Annotated in this window: 21 protein-coding genes; 17 read left to right on the forward strand and 4 right to left on the reverse strand. The window is 60.1% G+C overall.

Annotation, left to right across the window (positions count from 1 at the left end):
- Positions 1-38: 38 nt before the first annotated feature.
- Genes LGT41_RS12255 through LGT41_RS12290 form a run of 8 tightly spaced genes read left to right on the forward strand, consistent with a single transcriptional unit; the run spans position 39 to position 7,589 of the window.
- Entirely contained in the window at positions 39-500 is a 462-nt protein-coding gene (locus tag LGT41_RS12255) for an Rrf2 family transcriptional regulator (protein WP_274127168.1), read from the forward strand.
- Positions 497-1,492 carry a cysteine desulfurase family protein gene (locus LGT41_RS12260; RefSeq protein WP_274127169.1) on the forward strand — a complete coding sequence of 332 codons (996 nt, stop codon included), beginning with the start codon at positions 497-499 and terminating at the stop codon, positions 1,490-1,492. Before LGT41_RS12255 ends, LGT41_RS12260 begins: the two co-directional genes overlap by 4 nt.
- Positions 1,493-1,509: 17 nt before the next feature.
- A complete protein-coding gene (gene sufB / locus LGT41_RS12265; RefSeq protein WP_274127170.1) occupies positions 1,510-3,021 on the forward strand; it encodes a Fe-S cluster assembly protein SufB in 1,512 nt (503 codons plus the stop codon).
- Positions 3,022-3,042: 21 nt separating this feature from the next.
- Positions 3,043-3,798, forward strand: coding sequence for a Fe-S cluster assembly ATPase SufC (sufC, locus tag LGT41_RS12270; protein WP_274127171.1), 756 nt, complete (start codon positions 3,043-3,045; stop codon positions 3,796-3,798).
- Positions 3,798-5,072 (forward strand): SufB/SufD family protein, encoded by a 1,275-nt coding sequence (locus LGT41_RS12275; RefSeq protein WP_274127172.1) that lies wholly within the window; start codon positions 3,798-3,800, stop codon positions 5,070-5,072. Before sufC ends, LGT41_RS12275 begins: the two co-directional genes overlap by 1 nt.
- 7 nt (positions 5,073-5,079) lie before the next feature.
- A complete protein-coding gene (locus LGT41_RS12280) occupies positions 5,080-5,649 on the forward strand; it encodes a hypothetical protein (RefSeq protein WP_274127173.1) in 570 nt (189 codons plus the stop codon).
- 18 nt (positions 5,650-5,667) lie between these two features.
- Positions 5,668-6,357: a YIP1 family protein gene (locus LGT41_RS12285; protein WP_274127174.1), complete on the forward strand. Its 690-nt coding sequence runs from the start codon at positions 5,668-5,670 to the stop codon at positions 6,355-6,357.
- 11 nt (positions 6,358-6,368) lie between these two features.
- Positions 6,369-7,589, forward strand: coding sequence for a cysteine desulfurase (locus LGT41_RS12290; RefSeq protein WP_274127175.1), 1,221 nt, complete (start codon positions 6,369-6,371; stop codon positions 7,587-7,589).
- Here the strand turns inward: LGT41_RS12290 and LGT41_RS12295 are convergent.
- Positions 7,578-10,040: a penicillin acylase family protein gene (locus tag LGT41_RS12295; RefSeq protein ID WP_274127176.1), complete on the reverse strand. Its 2,463-nt coding sequence runs from the start codon at positions 10,038-10,040 to the stop codon at positions 7,578-7,580. The two genes, LGT41_RS12290 and LGT41_RS12295, sit on opposite strands and share 12 nt — an antisense overlap.
- 82 nt (positions 10,041-10,122) lie before the next feature.
- Here LGT41_RS12295 and LGT41_RS12300 point away from each other — a divergent pair, with 82 nt between their 5' ends.
- On the forward strand, positions 10,123-10,989 hold the full coding sequence (locus LGT41_RS12300; RefSeq protein ID WP_274127177.1) for an NAD(P)-dependent oxidoreductase: 867 nt from the start codon (positions 10,123-10,125) through the stop codon (positions 10,987-10,989).
- On the opposite strand, the gene LGT41_RS12305 is transcribed toward LGT41_RS12300, so the two are convergent.
- A complete protein-coding gene (locus tag LGT41_RS12305) occupies positions 10,986-12,800 on the reverse strand; it encodes a DEAD/DEAH box helicase (protein WP_274127178.1) in 1,815 nt (604 codons plus the stop codon). The genes LGT41_RS12300 and LGT41_RS12305 overlap by 4 nt on opposite strands.
- A 194-nt stretch (positions 12,801-12,994) precedes the next feature.
- On the opposite strand from LGT41_RS12305, the gene LGT41_RS12310 reads away from it, so the two are divergent.
- Positions 12,995-13,798, forward strand: a complete 804-nt coding sequence (locus LGT41_RS12310; RefSeq protein WP_274127179.1) for a ferredoxin--NADP reductase — start codon at positions 12,995-12,997, stop codon at positions 13,796-13,798.
- Here LGT41_RS12310 and LGT41_RS12315 read toward each other — a convergent pair.
- Both LGT41_RS12315 and LGT41_RS12320 read right to left on the reverse strand, forming a co-directional pair.
- Entirely contained in the window at positions 13,773-14,555 is a 783-nt protein-coding gene (locus LGT41_RS12315) for a hypothetical protein (RefSeq protein ID WP_274127180.1), read from the reverse strand. The genes LGT41_RS12310 and LGT41_RS12315 overlap by 26 nt on opposite strands.
- A gap of 3 nt (positions 14,556-14,558) precedes the next feature.
- Complete coding sequence (locus LGT41_RS12320) at positions 14,559-16,166, reverse strand: peptide chain release factor 3 (protein ID WP_274127181.1); 1,608 nt, start codon at positions 16,164-16,166, stop codon at positions 14,559-14,561.
- Between the two features lie 71 nt (positions 16,167-16,237).
- On the opposite strand from LGT41_RS12320, the gene LGT41_RS12325 reads away from it, so the two are divergent.
- The 7 genes from LGT41_RS12325 (at position 16,238) to LGT41_RS12355 (ending at position 21,451) form a co-directional block, all read left to right on the forward strand.
- Positions 16,238-16,804, forward strand: coding sequence for a DUF1353 domain-containing protein (locus LGT41_RS12325; protein WP_274127182.1), 567 nt, complete (start codon positions 16,238-16,240; stop codon positions 16,802-16,804).
- A gap of 2 nt (positions 16,805-16,806) precedes the next feature.
- Complete coding sequence (locus LGT41_RS12330; RefSeq protein WP_274127183.1) at positions 16,807-17,583, forward strand: SDR family oxidoreductase; 777 nt, start codon at positions 16,807-16,809, stop codon at positions 17,581-17,583.
- 65 nt (positions 17,584-17,648) lie between these two features.
- Positions 17,649-18,734 carry an ABC transporter ATP-binding protein gene (locus tag LGT41_RS12335; protein ID WP_274127184.1) on the forward strand — a complete coding sequence of 362 codons (1,086 nt, stop codon included), beginning with the start codon at positions 17,649-17,651 and terminating at the stop codon, positions 18,732-18,734.
- A gap of 116 nt (positions 18,735-18,850) precedes the next feature.
- Positions 18,851-19,072 (forward strand): twin-arginine translocase TatA/TatE family subunit, encoded by a 222-nt coding sequence (locus tag LGT41_RS12340; RefSeq protein ID WP_274127185.1) that lies wholly within the window; start codon positions 18,851-18,853, stop codon positions 19,070-19,072.
- Positions 19,073-19,101: 29 nt separating this feature from the next.
- The gene (gene tatB, locus LGT41_RS12345; RefSeq protein ID WP_274127186.1) at positions 19,102-19,716 is read left to right on the forward strand and encodes a Sec-independent protein translocase protein TatB; all 615 of its coding nucleotides are present in this window, start codon (positions 19,102-19,104) and stop codon (positions 19,714-19,716) included.
- A complete protein-coding gene (gene tatC, locus LGT41_RS12350) occupies positions 19,716-20,618 on the forward strand; it encodes a twin-arginine translocase subunit TatC (protein WP_274127187.1) in 903 nt (300 codons plus the stop codon). Before tatB ends, tatC begins: the two co-directional genes overlap by 1 nt.
- Positions 20,615-21,451 carry an ATP-binding protein gene (locus LGT41_RS12355; protein WP_274127188.1) on the forward strand — a complete coding sequence of 279 codons (837 nt, stop codon included), beginning with the start codon at positions 20,615-20,617 and terminating at the stop codon, positions 21,449-21,451. Before tatC ends, LGT41_RS12355 begins: the two co-directional genes overlap by 4 nt.
- Positions 21,452-21,455 lie beyond the last annotated feature (4 nt).

A 21,455-nucleotide genomic window follows, 5' to 3' on the forward strand; every position in this document is an offset into this window, starting at 1 on the left:
ATCAGGGGGCGCGTCAACATTGCTGTCGGGGCCAGACCATGAAACTATCGACCAAAGGACGATATGCGATGATCGCGCTGGCCGATTTGGCGCGTGAAGCCCAGCATCGGCTTGTCTCCCTGTCCGAAATCGCCGAAAGGCAGGATATTTCGCTGGCCTATCTGGAACAGCTTTTCGTAAAGCTGCGCCGTGCCGAAATCGTGGAAAGCGTGCGCGGCCCTGGTGGCGGCTATCGGCTGGCGCGCGGGGCCGATGCGATCCGCGTGATCGATGTGCTTGGCGCTGTCGATGAAACGATGGATGCGCTCAGCCGCGGGGCAGGTGCCTCGGGCGCCAGCGGCGGCACCGATGCCCAGGTGCTGACCGACAAGCTGTGGGAACAGCTTTCGGCGCATGTCTATGTGTTTTTGCACCAGACGCGGCTTTCGGATGTCATCGAAAACCAACTCGCCCCATGCCCCGCCGTGCCCGCCTTTGTTATGCTGGTGGATGAGCCATGAGCCGCGTTTATCTGGACCATAACGCAACCACACCGCTGCGCGCGCAGGCACGCGCGGCGATGCTTGCGGCAATGGATGTGGCCGGCAACCCGTCATCCGTGCATGGCGAAGGGCGCGCGGCGCGGGCGCTGGTAGAACGCGCGCGCGGGCAATTGGCGGCAGCTTTGGGCTGCACGGCCAATGAGGTTGTTTTCACCAGCGGTGCGACCGAAGCCGCCTCGGTGCTGGCCGGTGGCGCCGAGGTGGATGAATGCGCGCATGAATGCCTGTGGGTGCATCACATGCCGGGCGCTGCGCTGAAGGCCAAAGGCTATGCCAATAACGAAACCGGGCTGATTGATGACAGCGACGGTGCAAACCTTGTCGACATCGTGCAGGCCGTTGGCAAGATTCCGTTTTCCTTTAGCTGGAGCGGGGCCGACATGGCCATCGTCTCGGCGCATAAATTTGGCGGGCCAAAGGGAGTTGGCGCCCTGATTTTGCGCGATGGTGTTGACATTGCGCCGCTTGCAAAGGGTGGCGGGCAGGAACAAAGCCGCCGTGCGGGCACAGAAAACATTGTCGGTATTGCGGGCATGGCTGCGGCAGCCGAGGCGGCAGTGGCCGATCTGGCGGCAGGCAAATGGGCGCGGGTTGAAAGCTTGCGCAACGGCATGGAAGCCGCATTGAAAGCGGCAGCGCCCGATCTGATCGTGTTTGGCGAGGGGCAAGCGCGCCTGCCCAATACCTCGAATTTCGCGGTGCCGGGCTGGAAGGGCGAAACCCAGGTCATGCAGATGGACCTTGCCGGTTTTGCGGTTTCCGCGGGGTCCGCCTGTTCCAGCGGCAAGGTGCGCCCAAGCCGGGTTTTGCGCGCAATGGGGTTTGACGATGTTACCGCAAGCAGTGCTTTGCGCATCAGCTTGGGGTTGGAGACGACTGAAACGGATATCGCGCGTTTTTGTGACGCGTGGCTGGCTGAATATGCGCGCCACAAGGCGCGTGCAGCCTGACGAGAATGGGGAATAATATGACGACAGAAACCGCCGAATACAGCCGCGAAGGCGTAGATGCCGACACGGTTGCCGCCGTTCGCACGGTTGGCGAGCGCTATAAATATGGCTTTGAAAGCGATATTGAAACCGAATATGCGCCCAAGGGCCTGAATGAAGACATTGTCCGGCTGATCTCGTCCAAGAACGAAGAACCGGGATGGCTGCTTGAGTGGCGCCTTGCTGCATTCGCCCGCTGGAAAAACCTGACCGAGCCGACATGGGCTATGGTGCATTACCCTGAAATAGATTTTCAGGACCAGTATTACTACGCCAAGCCCACCAGCATGGCCAAACGCCCGAAATCGCTTGACGAGGTGGACCCGGAGCTTTTGGCAACTTACGAAAAACTCGGCATCCCCCTGAAAGAACAGGCGCTTCTGGCGGGCGTTGAAATGCCCGAAGGCGAGCGCCGCGTGGCGGTGGATGCGGTGTTTGACAGCGTTTCGCTTGGCACGACCTTCAAGGAGGAACTGGCCAAAGCCGGTGTCATCTTCTGCCCGATTTCCGAAGCCGTGCGCGACCATCCGGAACTGGTGAAGAAATACCTTGGCTCGGTCGTGCCGGTATCCGACAATTTCTATGCAACGCTGAACTCGGCGGTGTTTTCCGATGGCTCCTTCGTTTACATCCCCGAAGGCGTGCGCTGCCCGTTAGAGCTTTCGACCTATTTCCGCATCAACGCGCAAAACACCGGCCAGTTTGAGCGCACGCTGATTATTGCCGAAAAGGGTAGCTATGTCAGCTATCTGGAAGGCTGCACCGCCCCCATGCGCGATGAAAACCAGCTTCATGCAGCGGTGGTTGAACTGGTCATCCATGAGGATGCCGAGATCAAATATTCCACCGTGCAGAACTGGTATCCGGGCGATGAGAACGGCAAGGGCGGAATTTACAATTTCGTCACCAAACGCGCCGATTGCCGGGGCGACCGCGCCAAGGTGATGTGGACACAGGTTGAAACCGGCTCGGCCATCACGTGGAAATATCCAAGCTGCATTCTGCGTGGCGATGGCAGCCAGGGCGAGTTCTATTCCATCGCTATTGCCAACAACATGCAGCAGGCCGATACCGGCACGAAAATGGTGCATCTGGGCAAGAACACCCGCTCGCGTATCGTCTCCAAAGGGATTTCGGCGGGCAAGGCGCAAAACACCTATCGCGGGCTTGTGTCGATGCACCCGAAGGCAAAAAACAGCCGGAATTACACCCAGTGCGACAGCCTGCTGATCGGCGATACCTGCGGCGCGCATACCGTGCCCTATATCGAATGCCGCAACAATTCCAGCAGGATAGAGCACGAAGCAACGACATCGAAAGTGGATGACGACCAGTTGTTCTATTGCCGCTCGCGCGGGATGGATGAGGAAGAAGCCGTGGCGCTGGTGGTCAATGGGTTCTGCAAAGAAGTGCTGCAAGCCTTGCCAATGGAATTTGCAATGGAGGCCCAGAAACTGGTCGCCATTTCGCTTGAAGGATCGGTCGGCTAAAGCCGCGAAGAGGAAAATAAAATGCTGAATATCAATAACTTGCACGTCAAACTTGAAGAAGAAGACAAGGTTATCCTGAAAGGGGTGAACCTTGAGGTGAAGGCCGGTGAGGTTCATGCGATCATGGGGCCGAACGGGTCGGGCAAGTCGACCCTGTCTTATGTGCTTTCGGGCAAGGATGGTTATGAGGTAACAGAGGGTTCCGCCACGCTGGAAGGCACCGACCTGCTGGATATGGAGCCGGAAGACCGCGCGGCAGCCGGCCTGTTTCTGGCCTTCCAGTATCCGGTTGAAATTCCGGGTGTTGGCAATATGACCTTTCTGCGCACCGCAGCAAATGCGCAGCGCAAGGCGCGTGGTGAGGCCGAGTTGAGCGCGGCGGAGTTTCTGAAACTGGTGCGCGCCAAGGCCGGCGAGCTGAAAATCGACGCCGAAATGCTGAAACGCCCTGTAAATGTCGGCTTTTCGGGCGGCGAGAAGAAGCGCAACGAGATTTTGCAGATGGCGGTGCTGGAGCCGAAAATGTGCATCCTCGATGAAACCGATTCCGGCCTTGATGTGGACGCGATGAAGCTGGTTGCCGATGGCGTAAACGCGCTGCGCAGCGCGGGCCGCGCCTTTCTTGTGATCACGCATTACCAGCGCCTGCTCGACCATATCAAACCCGATGTGGTGCATATCATGGCCGATGGTAAAATCATCAAATCCGGCGGGCCGGAACTGGCGCTGGAAGTTGAAAACAACGGTTACGCCGATCTGCTGGCCGAGGTGGCGTAATGGCCGTTGCTGCACATAAATCCGACGGGGCGGCGGCGCTTTTGGCCCGCCATGCACAGCCCCGCCCGTTAAGCTGGCTGGAGGCTGCGCGCGATAGCGCCGCCATGCGGCTGAATGCAATGGGCGCCCCGCATGGGCGCGATGAATACTGGCGCTACACCCCGCCCGCACAGTTTTTGGGCGATGTCGCCGCTGTGCCCCATGTCGAAGATGCGCCGCTGTTTGCGGCGGATGATGCCTATACGCTGGTCTTTGTCGACGGGGTTTTTGACGCCGCGCAATCCGAGCCTGGCAATGATCCGGCGCTGCGCATCCAAACGCTCGATGCGGCCAATGCCGATATCCACTGGGCCGCCGAAAGCTACGGTGCGCTGGAAACCGCTGGCCAAAACCCCGTGCCGCGCCCGCTGGCGGCGCTGAATACCGCCACAGCCGGGCAGGGCGTGCTGATCCGCGTTTCCGGCAAGGCGACCAAGCCGGTTTTGCTGCGCCATATCCGCAGTGCCGCAAATGCCGAGGCGATGCTGCACCATGTGATCAAGCTTGATGCTGGCGCGTCGCTGACCTTGCTGGAAGATGGCGTGATCGCCGCGCGCAGCAATGTCGTGCTGGAGGTTGATGTGGCCGATGGCGCTGCCTTTGACCATATCCGCAACCAGGGCCGCGACCACGGGCGCGTGCTGGCCAGCCATATTTTCGCGCGGCTGGGGGCAGGGGCATTGTTCAAAAGCTTCACCCTGTCGCTGAACGGACTGCTTAGCCGCAACGAGGCGGTCATCACCCTGACTGGCGATAATGCAAGCGCGCATATTTCCGGTGCCGCTGTGGGCGATGGCGCTTTTTTGCATGATGACACGATTTTCATAACCCATGATGCCGAGCATTGCGAAAGCCGTCAGGTTTTCAAGAAAGTGCTGCGCAACGGGGCCAATGGCGTGTTTCAGGGCAAGATTCTGGTCAAGCCCGGCGCGCAGAAAACCGATGGCTACCAGATCTCGCAAGGGCTGCTGCTGGATGATGACAGCAATTTCCTCGCCAAACCCGAGCTGGAAATCTATGCCGATGATGTGGTCTGCTCGCATGGCTCGACCTGCGGGTCGGTCGATGAAACGGCGTTGTTTTACCTGACATCGCGCGGTGTGCCCAGGGCCGATGCGCAAGACCTGCTTGTGCTGGCTTTTCTGGATGAGGCCATTGCCGAAATTGGCGATGACGATCTGGCCGACACCTTGCGCACGCGGCTTGGCGGTTGGCTGGCGCGCCACAGAAAGTAGGGCAGATATGAGCCTTGGGGCCGATATTATAGGTGCCTGGCGGCAGGGTTGGGGCAATGCCCTGCGCCGCCAGATGGCCAGTGGCGCGGGCGAAGAGCGCGCGCTTGGCTGGGTCATGGTGGCGACCGTCATGCTGGTCGCCGCGCAGATGCCCGCCAGCTACAAGGCGGCAGCCCAAAACATAGATCAGCCCGAACAGGCGCCCATTGCGGTGCTGATGATCGCGGTGTTTTCATTGTTTCTGGCCCCGCTCAGCTTTTATGCACTGGCGGCGCTTTCGCATCTTGTTGCCCGCCTGCTGGGTGCAACCGGGCCATTTCTGAATGCACGGCTGGGGTTATTCTGGGCGCTGCTCTGTGTTGCCCCGCTTGCCTTAATTTCGGCGGCTTTCGGGAATAGTCTGGGGCCAGAGCTTTCTAACCCTTTGCAATATGTGGTTTTATTGGTCTTTTTGGTCATCTGGGCCGATACGATGCATGTCGCCGAGGGGGTCGCCTCAAGGTTGCGCGCTGGCTTGGCCTTGGGGGTGGTTGGCGCTAGCATTGCGTTGGTAATCGGGCTGCTATTCGCGGGCTGAGTCTTTGATGGGTGACATATGACAATTGGCGAAGAACATGACGACGGGCATTACCACACGCGCGGCGCATATCAGGAAAAGCGCAACGGGTTGCTGGCGCGGCTGATTGATTCCTGGAGCGATATGCGCGGGGCCACGCGCCGCCTGATCGAGGAAAACCCGTCTGAAGCCCGGCTGCTGTTTTATGTGCTGATGTCTGACATGGTGTTCTTCCTGTCCTGGGCGCTGAAAACCATTGTCGCCCCCACGCAGGTTTTCAAGGACATGTTCCAGGGCGATGCGGTTGAAGCCAATCTTGTCATCGGCTCGGTGCTGATTGCGGCGCTGTTTCTGCGCACCACGGTCGTTTACATCTTCTCGGCCATTCTGGGCGCCGTTTTGCGCGCGGTTGGCGGCACGGGCAGCTGGAAGGATACGCGCACCGGCATATTCTGGGGCAGCTTTGTGGCCGCGCCCTTTGGCCTGCTGATGGCGATTGTCACGGTCATCTTCTCGGGGCTGGAAGACAGCATCCCCTTCCTTGGCAATTCGCTCATCGCGCAAATTCCCTATTGGCTGTCGCTTCTGCCCTTCGTATGGCTTTGCTCGCTTGGTGCCGCCGAGGCGCATGGCTTCAAACGCTCGGCCCCGCTGTTTATGGGCATGACCCTGCTCACAATGGTGGTTTGGTTCGGGGCACTGGTATTGCAGGCGCGCGGCGTCTTCTAGAAAGGCTATCCATGTTCGACATCAACGCAGTGCGCGCCGAATTTCCAATTTTGGCGCGGCAGGTGCATGGCAAAAATCTGGTCTATCTGGACAGCGGTGCTTCGGCGCAAAAACCGCAAGTGGTGATAGATGCCGTGACCCGTGGCTATGCGCAAGAATATTCGAATGTGCATCGCGGGCTGCATTTCCTGTCCAACCTTGCCACCGACAAATACGAAAGCGTGCGCAGCACATTGCAACGCTTTCTGGGTGCCGCCCATGACGACGAGGTGCTGTTCACCACAGGCTCGACCCACGGCATGAACCTTGTGTCCTACGCCTGGGCGGCGCAGCATCTTGCGGCGGGTGACGAGATTGTGCTTTCGGTGCTGGAACACCACGCCAATATCATCCCGTGGCATTTTCTGCGCGAACGCCAGGGCGTGGTGCTGAAATGGGTGGAATGCGAGGCGGATGGCAGCCTTGATGCCCAGCGGGTGATTGAAGCGATGGGACCGCGCACCAGGCTTGTGGCGGTCACGCATATGTCCAATGTCACCGGCGCTTTGGTCGATGTCAAAACCATCTGCCGCGCGGCGCGCGAACGCGGCATTGCCACCTGCATCGATGGCAGCCAGGCCGCCGTGCATATGCCGGTGAACATGGTCGAGATCGGCTGTGATTTTTATGCCATTACCGGCCACAAGCTTTACGGCCCCACCGCCAGCGGCGCGCTTTATGCAAGGCGCGAACGCCAGGCCGAAATGCGCCCCTTCATGGGGGGTGGCGATATGATCAACCATGTCAGCCGCGATGAGGTCAGCTATAACGTCCCACCCCACAAATTCGAGGCCGGCACACCCGGCATTGTGCAGATGATCGGGCTTGGTGTGGCGATCGACTATATGCAATCGCTGGGAATGGAGGCGATTGCCGCGCATGAGGCCGATCTGCGCGACTATGCCCGCAGCCGTTTGCGCGGGCTGAACTGGCTGAACCTTCAGGGCGATTGCGCTGACAAGGGGGCGATCTTTTCCTTTACCATGCAGGGGGCGGCCCATGCGCATGACATTTCAACCATTCTCGACCGTCGCGGCATTGCCGTGCGGGCGGGCCACCATTGCGCGCAGCCGCTGATGCAGTTTTTGGGCGTAACCGCCACCTGCCGCGCCTCGTTCGCCATGTATAACACCCGCGATGAGGTAGATGCGCTGGTGTCAGGGCTGGAGCTTTGCCACGAGCTACTCGGCTAGCGGCGTAAGGTTCGAAATGCCCGCAGCCCCGCCGCGCGCCTGCGTCGGGTCAAGCGACATCTGCAAATATTCGCCCTGCCGCCAAAGCTGGTTCATATCGTCGTAAAAGCGCGAAAGGATATGCCCGCTTTGCCCCGTTGCGGCAATATAGAGCGAGCTGTCGGGGTTGCTGAGATTGACCACCATGCGAAAGCCCGCACCATTCACATTGGTATAGGGTGCTGCACCCGTGCCAATGCTGATACCCCGGTTGAGCGTTTGATCACCGCCGCTGCTTTCGTGCCAGATATTTGCAAACCAGCCGACAATCGGCATCCGCCCGAAAACCGGATTTTCATAAAACGCCTGATGCGCCTCGCCCCAGCGCCAGCGGTTGATCGTGTCGCCTTGCGCGTCTTGCAGCTCGTAAATCGCATCATCCAGCGCCAGCGAAGCCATTTGTGTGCAGGTCTCGCGTTCCGTGGTGGCGGTCAGGTCACACCAGCTTGCCGCGCCGTTGAAGTCGCGCAGAACGCGTTCCAGAAACAGCGGGTCGACCTGGCGAAAACTGGCGGCAAGCTGCCCAAGCTCATCGGCCAGAATGCGGCGCTGTAGCGCGCGCGCCCAGGCGGCATAGATCAGCGGTTCGGCATCGTGTTGCGACATGTCGCCATTCCACTGGCTGAGCAAGGCCAGCGCCTCGCGCCGCTGTGCGCCGTGGCTGCCCGGCGGCGCATCCTGATCGCCAAACCACAGGTTGCGCCCCATGAGCGGCAACAATAGCCGGGCAGAAATTGAAACGGTGTCGTTCTGGATTTCCACAAAACTTTCGATTGTGTGGAACTGCCGCGCCGCCAGCAGGTCGCGGGCGCGCAAAATGCGCTGCCCGTCACCCCAGTCATAGGAAAAATGCTGCGGGAAGGCTGCCTCGGAAACCGGGTTGTTGGTGTTCAGCACAATGCCGCCGGGCGGGTTTTCGATGACTGGGTTATCGGTGGCCGGAAAGCTGCCCTGCCAGGCATTCACCCCAACCCAACCCGCCGCGGGCAGGCGGCCAAGGGTTTCGTTCGCAGGGCTGCGCGCGGGCATCCGCCCGGCGCTGACCATAGCGATATTTTCCGTATCGGCCATGACGACATTGAACGAGGGTGCGCTGAGCCCGGCCACCGCGCGCTTGCCCTCATCCACCGAATTGGCGCGCATCAGATCGATGGCCGCAGCAACCGAAAAATCGTCAATCGCAAGCCCGGTCCATGACAGGGAAAACTCGTGTCCGGCCGGGCGAATATCACGCAAGCCAAAGGCATTGCCGGGGATTACCGGGCCGTTGCCTGTCCAGCGCAGGTCCAGCGTGATCGGGGGCGCATCCTTGATATTCAGCACCGATGCGCGGGTCTCAAAGGCGATTGCGCCGTCTTCTGTCAGATATTCGTCGGGGTTCTGGGGGTTCACGCGCTCCAAGAACAGGTCCTGGTCGTCCAGATAACTGGCCGTCAGCCCCCAGGTGAAGGTGTTGGAGCGCCCGATCAGAATGGCGGGAATGCCGGGAATGGTTGCGCCGATCACACCGCCGGTTTCAAGCTCAAGACGCGCCAGCATCCAGGTGCCGGGGGCGGTCAGCGGCACATGCGGGTCATTGGCCAGCATTGCCCCCTGGTTTGCCGTGCGCGCGGGCAAAGCAGCCCAGGCATTGCTTGCCCCGGCCTGGCCGACCGCGCGCAGCGGCCAAAAGGGCGGGGGCGTGTTGTCTGCAAAGGTTTCGGACGGCGCACCGAACAGGGCGGCATATTCCGGAACGCTGCGAATGGGTGACCCCGGCAGAAGCGGAAACAGATCGTCAAGCCGCGCCGGGTTATCCAGCCGCAGCGCCGCTTGCGCGCGCAGCACTTCCAGCGCGGCCTTATCGGTCATTTGCAGGGCCATCAGCTTCATCACGGCAATGGAATCAGCCGCCGTCCAGGGGGCTATGCCCGTGGGCAGAACAAAGAATTCCGGCGCGCCGCGCCCGCGCGCATTCTCGCGCACATAGCTCAGCCATGCGTTAACCCCCGCCGCATAGGCATTGAGCATTCTCAGGGTCTGCGGGCTTTGCTGCTCGACCGCCGCGATGGAGATGTTGTAAATATCAAGCGCGCGCATCAACCTGTCGGTTTCGACCGTGTCGCTGCCGAAAATTTCGGAAAGTTTGCCCTGGGCGGTGCGGCGCATCAGGGTCATCTGCCACAGCCGGTCTTGTGCATGGGCGTAGCCAAGGCCAAACAGCGCATCTTCATCGCTGGTCGCAAAGACATGCGGCACGGCATTCGCATCGCGCACAATTTCAATGGGGGCCCGCAGCCCGGCCACATCCAGATTCAGCGAATAATCCGGCAGTGAACGGCTGCCAAGATACCACAGCATCCCCAGTCCGAAAGCAGCCACCACCAAAACGGCAATGAGGGAAATGAAAAGCCAGCGGAACAGGCGCAGCATAAACGGTCCGGGTTAGGGTTGTTGACCTTGGTCACATAGCAGTCCATCAATCCCGTAACAATGGCACGAGAGGAGAGCGATTATGGCAAAAGTAGCATTTATTGGCCTTGGCGTTATGGGCTATCCAATGGCGGGGCATTTGCAGGCCGCAGGCCATAGCGTGTGCGTTTACAACCGCACGGCGGCAAAAGCCGCCGATTGGGTTGCAGAACATGGCGGAACCGCCGCACCAACCCCTGCCGCCGCCGCTCAGGGTGCCGAAATGGTCTTTGCCTGTGTGGGCAATGATGATGATTTGCGCAGCGTGACCATTGGTGAGGGCGGGGCGTTTGCGGCAATGGCCGCCGGGTCAATTTTTGTTGATCACACCACGGCCAGCGCCGAAGTGGCCCGCGAACTGGCCGAAGAGGCCGAAGCCGCGCGGTTTTCCTTTATCGATGCGCCGGTTTCCGGCGGTCAGGCGGGGGCGGAAAGCGGCAAGCTGACGGTGATGTGCGGTGGTGATTCGGCGGCGTTTGAGCGCGCTGCACCCATCATCGCCGCGTTTTCACAAGCCTGCCAGCTGCTCGGGCCAAGCGGGGCCGGCCAACTGGCCAAAATGGTCAACCAGATCTGCATAGCCGGGCTGGTGCAGGGGCTGGCCGAGGGGCTGAATTTTGCCGAAAAAGCCGGGCTGGATGGCAAGGCGGTGGTCGATGTCATTTCCAAAGGTGCGGCGGGCTCCTGGCAAATGGCCAACCGGCACGAAACCATGCTGGCCGATAAATTCGATTTTGGCTTCGCGGTGGACTGGATGCGCAAGGATCTGGGCATTTGCCTGGCCGAGGCCAACCGCAATGGCGCCAACCTGCCGGTTACGGCATTGGTTGACCAGTTCTACAAGGATGTGCAGCAAATGGGCGGCGGGCGCTGGGATACATCCAGCCTGATCCGCCGCCTGAAACGCTAGGCGTCTGTCGTGTTGTCGGCCTTGGGCGCATCTGCATCCTGGGCCGCATCGGGCTTTGCTGCCGGTGCTTTGGCGCGGGTGCGCACGCGGCGCTTGGGCTTTTCGGCGGCCGGTTCCTTGAGTTCCGGCGCGTCAGAAGGGGCAACTGGCGCGGCTTCGGGCGCGGCTTCGGCTGCGGGCGCGGCTTCGGCTGCGGGCGCGGCTTCGGCTGCGGGCGCGGCTTCGGCACCAGCGTCAACCGCTGGCTTTTTGGCGCGGCTGCGTGGTTTGCGCTTTGGTTTTTCCGGTTTTGCGGGCGCTTCGGCTTGCGCATCGCCCTGTTCATCCGGTGCGCTTTCATCATCGTCATTCGCGTTGATCACCGGCATACGGAAATCGAGCGTCAGAAAATGCGGCACATGCTCGCCCATGCCGATGACGCGTTCGCCCCGGCTTTGGTTGCCGCGCCGCTCGTTGCGCGCACGTGGCTGCTGGCGCGCAGCCGGTTCCGGCTGGGGTGCTGCAACCGCTTCGGTTTCGGCCTGTTCTGTTACGGCGCTTGGGCTGTCTGGCGTCACATCGGCCTCTTTCGGTGCGGCGCGCTTGCGGCTGCGGCTGCGCGCGGGGCGGTCTTCGGCCTCGGCCTGTTTGGGTTTTTCAGCGGGGGCTTCAAGTGCGGCCACCGCCAGCGGGTCGTCCATTGCCGGAATGGGTTTGCCAATCAGGTCTTCAATCGCGGCCACGTTCTTGGCATCGGCAGGCACGGCAATGGTCAGCGCACGGCCAAGCCGGCCCGCACGGCCCGTGCGGCCAATGCGATGCACATAATCCTCGGAATGGCTGGGCACGTCGTAGTTGATGACATGGCTGACGGCCGGAATATCAAGCCCGCGCGCCGCCACATCAGAGGCGACAAGAATGCGCAGCTTGTCATCGCGAAAGCTTTGCAAGATGCGCGTGCGCACCGATTGGTCAAGGTCGCCATGAATGGCCGCCGCATCCAGCCCGTGCTTTTTGAGCGATTTCGCAACCACATCGACATCACGCTTGCGATTGCAGAATATGATGGCATTGGTCAGCCCCTCACCCTCGGCGGCGATAAGGCGGCGCAAAACCTCGCGCTTTTCCTTGTCGGCACGGTCGCGGCGGCTGGGAATGTGGGTGCATAGAAATTGCGTGATGGTTTCAGAGGCCGTGGCCTGCCGCGCCACTTCAACACGCACGGGGTTGTGCAGAAATTCCTGCGTTATGCGGGTAATTTCCGGCGCCATCGTGGCGGAAAAGAACAGCGTTTGCCGCGTAAAAGGCAGCAGTTTGAAGATGCGCTCGATATCGGGGATGAAGCCCATATCAAGCATCCGGTCAGCCTCGTCGACCACCATGATCTGCACGCCGGTCAGCAGCAGCTTGCCGCGTTCGAAATGGTCAAGCAGGCGGCCCGGCGTGGCAATAAGCACATCAACGCCACGGGTTATAAGCTGGTCCTGGTCCTTGAAACTGACCCCGCCAATCAGCAGTGCCTTGGTCAGCTTTGTGTATTTGGCATAGGTGTCGAAGTTTTCGGCCACCTGCGCGGCCAATTCGCGCGTGGGGCACAGCACAAGGCTGCGCGGCATCCGCGCGCGCGCACGGCCCTGGCCAAGAATGGTGATCATCGGCAGCACGAAGCTGGCGGTTTTACCCGTGCCGGTTTGGGCAATGCCCAGAACATCGCGCGCCTGCAAGGCGTGCGGAATGGCTTCGGCCTGAATGGGGGTAGGGGTGGTATAGCCGGTTTCGATTACGGCTTTAAGCACCTTGGGGTCTAATCCAAGTTCGGAGAAATCTGTCATTTTGGCTCGCTGAATATGTGTTGCGGCGAATTTAGGGTGCCGCACGATCGTCGCGGCCGGGCGGCCGGATTGCCACCTCACATGCCAGCGGGTTTAGCCGCATTGCGGCGCTGCGTCAATGCGACAAAGCTTTAAGGGGTTTTGCAGCCGCGATTTGCCGCTTATATGGGGGGCAAAGCAGATGGATGAGCGGCATGAATGTTGAATTGAATGTAGAAACACCGAAAACCTATCGCGGGGTCGATGCGCTGCGCGTGCTGAGCGTGCGCCATTGGACAGATTATACATTCTCCTTCACCTGCGAACGGCCTGCCAGTTTCCGCTTTCGTTCGGGCGAATTTGCGATGATCGGTTTGCCAAATGGCGACAAGCCCCTGCTGCGCGCCTATTCCATTGCCTCGCCCAATTGGCATGAAGAGCTGGAGTTTTACTCGATCAAGGTGGCCGATGGCCCGCTGACCAGCCGTTTGCAGAACCTTGCCGTGGGCGATCATATCCTCATCCGCCCCAAGCCGGTTGGCACGCTTGTGCATGATGCGCTGATTGCCGGCAAACGGCTGGTGCTGTTTTCAACCGGCACCGGCATTGCGCCCTTTGCCAGCATCATCCGCGACCCCGAAACCTATGAAAAATTCGAAACTGTCGTGCTGACCCATACCTGCCGCGAGGTGGCCGAGCTTGATTATGGCAAGCATTTGTTTGCCGAAATCCAGCAAGACGAACTGCTGTCGGAAATGGTTGACGGGCGCTTGCAGCTTATTTCTACCACCACGCGCGAAAACAGCGAACATATGGGCCGCATGACCGATTGGCTGCGCGATGGCCGTTTTGAAGCCGCAACAGGCGCGGCACTTGGTGCTGCAGATGACCGTGTGATGATTTGCGGCTCGATGGCCATGCTGCAAGACCACAAGGCGATTTGCGAAGCGCGCGGCATGGACGAGGGCTCCAACTCCGCGCCCGGCGCCTTTGTCATCGAGAAGGCGTTTGTGGACTAGGCCGCCAGATGGTCGCGAATTTCGCAACCTCGTCCCAGTCTTCGGCATAGGCTTCGTCAAACGGTTTGCGGGTTTCGGCGGTAAAAGCCTCGAACCGCGGATTGGCCTCGCTTACCCGGTTTGACTCGAAGAACGCTTTGAAAGGCCCGCCCTTGCTGGGGGGTTCTGCCAACAATGCCAGTTGCGCAACCGCGCTGACCGAAAGCCGCTTGTTGATGTGGCGCGGGGGCCGGGCGCCGAATTCTACGATACGGTTCCCGCTTACAAGCTGCGCGACTGCGTCTTCATTGCCGCGAAAATCGGCATAATCCCAAACGGTAACCGGGCTGTTCGGAAGCCGCGCGGCAATCTCGCGCAACACATCGCCCCAACGCCGGGTTGGCTTTACACCGGGGTCGAAGGCCCAAAAGCTCTGGCGCTTGATCGCCTCTGTCCAGGACGAGGTGAAATAGTCGGCATAGTTGCGCAAGCACAGGAATATTCTTGGCGCAAAAGGCGCAAGAATGCGCAGGTCGGCTGATGGCCGCGCGAATTTCTCACCGTTCTTGAAGCCGCCCAGCAGGTTCTCATCGCTCATGACAACCGCCGCATCACCATGCAGATAGTCAGGCGCTTCCTTTGTTACTGTCAGGGTTGCGCGCACATCCCGTTCGTTGACCCAACGGGTGTTGGGCGCGAATGTCGAGCGGTCCAGCCAGCGCTGCAAATAGGTGGTGCCGGATTTCCGAACGCCGATATGAAGGTGGAATGCCTCCACGCACTACACCTGCATTTCCTTTGTGGCGCGCAAGGTAATGTCGGGGTAGTCGCGCACGACACGGTCGATATCCCATTGCAGGCGGGTCAGAAACACCGGGTCGCCATCATGGTCGGCGGCCATATGGCCCTTGTTGGCGGCGATAAAGGCATCAACCTTGTCACGCGCGCCCTGCACCCAGCGGGCCGAGGTGAACTGCGTTGGCTCCATACGCACCGGCAACCCGTATTCGGTTTCAATCCGGCTGGCCAGCACCTCGAATTGCAACTGGCCGACAACGCCCACAATCCAACCCGAACCAATCAGCGGTTTCAGCACTTTGGCAGCGCCTTCTTCGGCGAATTGTGTCAGCGCCTTTTCCAGATGCTTGGCTTTCATCGGGTCGCCCGCGCGCACCGATTGCAGCAGTTCCGGCGCAAACGAGGGCAGGCCGGTGAATTTCAGATCTTCCCCCTCGGTCAGACTGTCGCCAATGCGCAACTGCCCGTGGTTTGGAATGCCGATAATGTCACCCGCCCAGGCGTCTTCGGCCAACTCGCGGTCATTGGCCAGAAACATCACCGGGTTGGAAATGGCCATCGGCTTGCCCGAACGCACATGCTTGAGCTTCATGCCGCGCATGAAATGGCCCGAACACAGCCGCACAAAGGCTACACGGTCGCGGTGCTTTGGGTCCATATTCGCCTGAACCTTGAAGACAAAGCCGGAAACCTTTGTTTCATCAGGGGAAATTTTCCTTGGCTCTGCGGGGCGCACCTGGGGTTCCGGGCCAAATTCGGCGATGCCGGTCATAAGCTCCTGCACACCGAACGAGTTGATGGCCGAGCCAAACCAGATCGGTGTCATCGTGCCTTCGGCAAAGGCTTTCCGCTCGAAGGCTGGCAGCAATTCACGTGCCATTTCAACCTCTTCGCGCAGTTTGCTCAGCAAATGCGGCGGCACATGCTCGGCGATCTTCGGGTCATCCAACCCGCTGATTTTCACCGATTGCGCGCGGATGTTCCGATCCCCCCGGCTCATCAGTTCAAGCCGGTCGTGAAGCATGTCATAACAGCCCAGAAACTCGCGCCCCATGCCAATGGGCCAGCTTGCGGGGGCAACGTCTATGGCAAGGTTCTGCTGGATTTCATCAATAATATCAAAGGTATCGCGGCTTTCGCGGTCCATCTTGTTGCAAAAGGTCAGAATCGGCAAATCGCGCAGGCGGCAGACTTCAAACAGCTTTTGCGTCTGGCTTTCAACGCCCTTGGCGCCGTCAATCACCATCACCGCCGCATCGACCGCCGTCAGCGTGCGATAGGTGTCTTCGGAAAAGTCACTATGGCCGGGCGTATCGACAAGATTGAACCAGAAGTCACTGAATTCAAACGACATTGCCGAAGCCGATACTGAAATGCCGCGCTCCTGCTCCATCTTGATGAAGTCCGAGCGTGAGCGCCGCGCCTCGCCCTTGGCGCGCACCTGGCCCGCCATTTGAATCGCGCCACCATAAAGCAGGAACTTCTCGGTCAGCGTGGTTTTGCCCGCATCCGGGTGGCTGATAATCGCAAATGTGCGGCGCCGGGCAATTTCCGGCGGCAATTCGGGGGTGTTTTTGGCATTGTCCAACATGATTGCGGTATATGTGAGGTCGTATCGAAGGGCAATGGTGCCAATTCACGCGCAGAGAAAAGGAATGTGACATGGTCAATTTCAGCCATCCGATCAGCGTTTTTGCGATGAGCTACAAGATGCGTGGCACGGCGCAGGAATCCCTCTGGTGGCAATTATTGCCCCCTGCCTGGCGGGCGGAACGCTGGATCGTTGCCTATCCGCTGGTCTATAATGTGCATAGCGACGCCACTGCGCAGGAACAGATTACCGTGCCCAGCGGGTTCATGTTTGATGGCGCGTCAATTCCGCCCGGCATTACGCTGCTTTTGCCGCGGTCGCATCCGGTTTATATGGCCGCGGCCGCCCTGCATGACTGGCTCTATGTCGATGTGGTCTGGTCCGGAACGCGCCGCCAGGCCGACCGTATTTTCTTTGATGCGATGCGCGAGTTGAACACGCCAAAACCCTGGGCCTGGGCAATGTGGCTTGCCGTGCGCGCCTTTGGCGGGTTTTACTGGTGGCCGCGCCGCTTGCGGGTGCGCCGTGGCCAACCCTATGATGTGGCCGATCAGATAATAGACCTTGCAGCCTATATGAAGGTCGATGATGTTGGGCCCATAGACGCGGCACCACGCATATCGGCACGAAAGGAATGAAGATGGATTTGGGAATTTCAGGAAAAACCGCAATTGTCTGCGCAGGCTCGCGCGGGCTGGGGCGGGGTTGCGCCGAGGCGCTGGCCGATGCCGGTGTGAAAATCGTGCTGAACGGGCGCGATGCCGAGGTTTTGGCGCGCACTGCCGCCGAGATGCGCGCCAAGGGGGCCGATGTGGTTGAGGTTGCCGCCGATATCACCACCGAAGCGGGGCGCGCGGCGGTTCTGGCCGCTGCACCGGCCCCTGACATTCTTGTCACCAATGCCGGCGGCCCGCCCCCGGGACTGTGGAGCGACTGGGAGCGCGAGGATTTCATCAAGGCGCTGGATGCCAACATGCTCACCCCCATCGCGCTGATGAAGGCCGTGCTGCCGGGGATGATCGATCGCGGCTGGGGGCGCGTTGTGAATATCACCAGCCAGTCGGTCAAGACGCCGATTGGCGTGCTGGGCCTGTCAAACGCGGCGCGCGCCGGGCTTACGGGCTATGTGGCGGGCACATCGCGGCAGGTTGCGGGCAAGGGGGTTGTCATCAACAACCTGCTGCCCGGCATTCATGCAACCGACCGCGCCATCCAGCTTGACGGCGGGGTTGCCAGGAACACCGGAAAATCCATTGAAGAGGCACGCGCCGCGCGCGAAGCCACAATCCCCGCAGGCCGCTATGGCACTGCCGAGGAATTTGGCGCCACATGTGCCTTCATGTGTTCGCAATATGCCGGTTACATGATCGGGCAGAATATTTTGCTCGACGGTGGCGGGTTCAATTCCACAATGTAGCCCCTGCTTGTGCCTGGGCTGGCGGCTTGCTATCAGCTTACCTGATGAAATGAATCGGAATTGCTATGCAGGCTGCAACCATCGCACCGCCGCGCCTGGAGCTGCGCAATATCTGCCGCCAGTTTGGCGGGCGGCGTGTGGTGGATGGCGTGAACCTGGAACTTCAGCCGGGGCAGGTGACCTGCCTGCTTGGCCCCTCGGGTTGCGGAAAATCGACCACCTTGCGCATTGCCGCCGGGGTTGACCAGCAAGACAGCGGCGATGTGCTGGTCGATGGCACGCTGATATCCGATGCAACAACCCATATGCCACCCGAATTGCGCGGCATTGGCATGATGTTTCAGGATTTCGCGCTTTTCCCGCATTTGAGCGTTTTGCAAAACGTGGCTTTCGGGCTGAAGGGGGCGGGCAAGCCCGGGCGCGCCATGCAGGAATTGCGCCGCGTGGGGCTGGAACATCTGGCCAGCGCCTATCCGCACACGCTTTCAGGCGGCGAGCAGCAGCGCGTGGCTTTGGCACGTGCCCTGGCCCCAAACCCGCGCATCATGCTGATGGATGAGCCGTTTTCCGGGCTCGACAACCGCTTGCGCGACGGGATTCGCGATGAAACCCTGACAATTCTCAAAGACGAGGGCGCGGCGGTGCTGCTTGTCACCCACGAGCCCGAAGAGGCCATGCGCATGGCCGATAATATTGCGCTTATGCGCGACGGGCGCATCGTGCAGCAGGGCGCGCCCTATAATATTTACAATGCGCCAACCGACAGGCAGGCGGCGGCGTTCTTCTCGGATATCAATGTCATTCCCGGCGCGGTGCGCAACATGCAAACCGAAACCGCCTTTGGCCACTTCCTCACCCCCGCTCTGGCCGATGGCACGGCAGTGGATATCGTCATCCGCCCCCAGCACCTGAAAATCGACTTTGACCGTTCGGGCAAAGGCCCGCTGCCCACCCCGCAAGATGGCGTGCCCGCCTGTGGCCATGTGCAGCGTGCCCGCTTTCTGGGCGGCAACTCGCTGGTGGATCTGGTCATGGAACATGACGGGGCGGTGTTGCGCGCCTCGGTTCCCGGGGTATTTATGCCCGCCGCCGGCACGCGGCTCTGGCTAAGCCTGCGGCGCGACCGCTGTTTCGTATTTCCACGCAGCTAGGGCGCAAATTTCGTTCATAAAGTGGTGTTGCGCGCCAATTGGGGTTTGAACCCGCCCGCATGAAGCCTTAGATAGTTGATGTGAACGGGCCAACTGGCCCGGTTGGGAGAAAACACATGTTGAACAATATCGGCCTTCCTGGCCTGCTGCTTATCACCGTTGTCGTGCTGGTCCTGTTTGGGCGTGGCAAAATTTCGTCGCTGATGGGCGAAATCGGCAAGGGGATCACCAGCTTCAAAAAAGGTGTCAAAGAGGGCAATAGCGAAATTGAAGCCGCCGCCGCCGATGACGCGGTGGATGTGACACCGGCCAGTGAACCGGAAAAAGACAAAGCCTAAGGCGCCCTGATTGGCGGGAGCCTTGAGAGATGTTTGATATCGGCTGGACCGAACTGATGTTGATCGGGATTGTGGCGCTGATCGTGATCGGCCCCAAGGACCTGCCCAACATGTTCCGCACGCTTGGCCAATTCGTTGGCAAGGCGCGGCGAATGGCGCGCGAATTTCAGCGCTCGATGGAAGATGCCGCCGATGAGGCGGGAATTTCCGAAGCCACCAGAAGCATTTCGAACCTGAAAAAGGCCGACCCGCTGGGGCTGAACGCCATCAAGGACAGCAACAAGAAATACACCGAAAGCATTCTGGCCACGCGCGAGGCGAAAATCGCCGAAAAGGCCGAAAAAGAAGCCACTGCCGCCACACCGGCTGCGGCGGGAAATGCCGCAACAAGCGCCCCCAAGGTGAAAGAACCCGCCGCACAGCCCGCGCCTGAAACGCCCGCACCGAAAACGCCCGCACCGAAAAAGCCCGCACCGAAAAAGCCCGCGGCTAAAAAGGCTCCGGCCAAAACAGCAGCCAAAACCGCCCCAAAAACTGTGGCCAAAAAACCAGCCGCGAAAGCGGCCGCAAAAACCGCCACCAAGCCCAAAACAGCAAAACCCAAGGCGGCCACGGCCCCCGTTGCCCGCGGTGAGGATGCATAATGGCCGTCAAGGACGAGATTGACGATACCGCCGCGCCGCTGATGGAGCATCTGGCCGAGCTGCGCAAACGGCTCATCTATTCGGTGATTGCCTTTATCGTTGGCATGATTGTCACCTTCACCTTCGGCAGCCAGATCCTCGACTTTCTGCTCATGCCGATTGAAAGCACCATGCGTTCGCTTGGCAATGACAATCCGGTCATGCAATACACCGCGCCGCAGGAATATTTCTTCACGCTCATCCGCATTTCTATGGTGGGCGGGCTGGCGCTTGGCTTTCCGGTAATTGCCTACCAGCTTTGGCGCTTTGTGGCGCCGGGGCTTTATCGCTCCGAGCAGGGGGCGTTCTTGCCCTTCCTCATCGCATCGCCCGCCTTGTTCCTGCTGGGCGCGAGTTTTGCGCATTACGTGGTCATTCCGCTGGCGATGACCTTCTTTCTGGGCTTTGCCGATGTGCCTTCACTGCTTGCAGCCCTTGTGGGCACGGCTGAAACCCTGCCCGAAACCATGCCAGTCACCGATGCCGGAATTGACATCGTTTTCAACGGCAAGGTCAACGAAACGCTTGATATCACGTTGAAAATGATCGTGGCTTTCGGGCTGTGCTTCCAGCTTCCCGTGCTGCTCACCCTTATGGGCAAGGCGGGGCTTGTCTCATCTGCCGGGCTTGGCAATACCCGAAAATACGCGGTTGTGGGCATTTTGCTGCTTGCCGCCATCGTAACCCCGCCCGATGTGGTGACACAGGTCATCCTGTTTTCTGTCGTCTACGGGCTTTACGAAATTTCGATTCTTCTTGTCAAAATGGTCGAGAAAAAGCGCGAGGAAAAACTGCGCGAAGACGGTTATTACGATGATGAGGACGAGGCGGAAACCGAAGCCGGTGCCAAGGCCGAAGAATGAGCAAGGCCACAAAACGCATTGCCGCCGCGCTTGAACGCATGGCCCCGCCGCCGGTCTCCACGCCCGATTTTGCCGCCAGCACCGCCTTTGTCTGGGAGGTGGAGCCAGACAATCTGCGCCCGGTGCCCAAAATATCGCGCGTCGACATTGGCCTGCTGCACGGGGTGGACCGCGCGCGCGACACTTTGCTGACCAACACCCGGCATTTTGCCCGCGGCTTTGGTGCCAATAACGTGCTGCTGTGGGGTGCGCGCGGCATGGGCAAATCCTCGCTTGTGAAGGCGGTTCATGCGGCGGCCGATGAGTTTGGCACGCTCAAGCTGATCGAAATTCACCGCGAAGACCTGCCAAGCATTGGCCGCTTGCTCACGCATCTGCGCGGGGCAAAGGCGCAATTCCTGCTGTTTTGCGATGATCTGAGCTTTGAGCATGATGATGCGCATTACAAAAGCCTGAAGGCCGTGCTGGATGGCGGCATCGAGGGCCGGCCCGAAAATGTGCTGATCTATGCCACATCGAACCGCCGCCACCTGATGCCGCGCGATATGATCGACAATGAACGCTCTACCGCCATAAACCCCGGTGAAGCGGTGGAAGAAAAGGTTTCGCTATCCGACCGTTTCGGCCTGTGGCTCGGCTTCCACCCCTGTAGTCAGGACCAGTATCTGGCCATGATTCGCGGCTATTGCGCGCATTACGGGCTGGAGATTTCCGACGAGGATTTACGCGCCGAAGCCATTGAATGGCAGCAGACACGCGGCGCACGTTCGGGCCGCGTGGCCTGGCAATATGTGCAGGATCTGGCTGGCCGGCGCGGCCAGTCGCTTTCCTGAACCG

Origin of the sequence: Abyssibius alkaniclasticus (assembly GCF_020447305.1) — a bacterium.
Taxonomy (GTDB): domain Bacteria; phylum Pseudomonadota; class Alphaproteobacteria; order Rhodobacterales; family Rhodobacteraceae; genus Abyssibius; species Abyssibius alkaniclasticus.

Coding starts and splice junctions, on each gene's coding strand:
- LGT41_RS12255 (WP_274127168.1), top strand. CDS start 39: ATGAAACTATCGACCAAAGGACGATATGCGATGATCGCGCTGGCCGAT.
- LGT41_RS12260 (WP_274127169.1), top strand. CDS start 497: ATGAGCCGCGTTTATCTGGACCATAACGCAACCACACCGCTGCGCGCG.
- sufB (WP_274127170.1), top strand. CDS start 1,510: ATGACGACAGAAACCGCCGAATACAGCCGCGAAGGCGTAGATGCCGAC.
- sufC (WP_274127171.1), top strand. CDS start 3,043: ATGCTGAATATCAATAACTTGCACGTCAAACTTGAAGAAGAAGACAAG.
- LGT41_RS12275 (WP_274127172.1), top strand. CDS start 3,798: ATGGCCGTTGCTGCACATAAATCCGACGGGGCGGCGGCGCTTTTGGCC.
- LGT41_RS12280 (WP_274127173.1), top strand. CDS start 5,080: ATGAGCCTTGGGGCCGATATTATAGGTGCCTGGCGGCAGGGTTGGGGC.
- LGT41_RS12285 (WP_274127174.1), top strand. CDS start 5,668: ATGACAATTGGCGAAGAACATGACGACGGGCATTACCACACGCGCGGC.
- LGT41_RS12290 (WP_274127175.1), top strand. CDS start 6,369: ATGTTCGACATCAACGCAGTGCGCGCCGAATTTCCAATTTTGGCGCGG.
- LGT41_RS12295 (WP_274127176.1), bottom strand. CDS start 10,040: ATGCTGCGCCTGTTCCGCTGGCTTTTCATTTCCCTCATTGCCGTTTTG.
- LGT41_RS12300 (WP_274127177.1), top strand. CDS start 10,123: ATGGCAAAAGTAGCATTTATTGGCCTTGGCGTTATGGGCTATCCAATG.
- LGT41_RS12305 (WP_274127178.1), bottom strand. CDS start 12,800: ATGACAGATTTCTCCGAACTTGGATTAGACCCCAAGGTGCTTAAAGCC.
- LGT41_RS12310 (WP_274127179.1), top strand. CDS start 12,995: ATGAATGTTGAATTGAATGTAGAAACACCGAAAACCTATCGCGGGGTC.
- LGT41_RS12320 (WP_274127181.1), bottom strand. CDS start 16,166: ATGTTGGACAATGCCAAAAACACCCCCGAATTGCCGCCGGAAATTGCC.
- LGT41_RS12325 (WP_274127182.1), top strand. CDS start 16,238: ATGGTCAATTTCAGCCATCCGATCAGCGTTTTTGCGATGAGCTACAAG.
- LGT41_RS12330 (WP_274127183.1), top strand. CDS start 16,807: ATGGATTTGGGAATTTCAGGAAAAACCGCAATTGTCTGCGCAGGCTCG.
- LGT41_RS12335 (WP_274127184.1), top strand. CDS start 17,649: ATGCAGGCTGCAACCATCGCACCGCCGCGCCTGGAGCTGCGCAATATC.
- LGT41_RS12340 (WP_274127185.1), top strand. CDS start 18,851: ATGTTGAACAATATCGGCCTTCCTGGCCTGCTGCTTATCACCGTTGTC.
- tatB (WP_274127186.1), top strand. CDS start 19,102: ATGTTTGATATCGGCTGGACCGAACTGATGTTGATCGGGATTGTGGCG.
- tatC (WP_274127187.1), top strand. CDS start 19,716: ATGGCCGTCAAGGACGAGATTGACGATACCGCCGCGCCGCTGATGGAG.
- LGT41_RS12355 (WP_274127188.1), top strand. CDS start 20,615: ATGAGCAAGGCCACAAAACGCATTGCCGCCGCGCTTGAACGCATGGCC.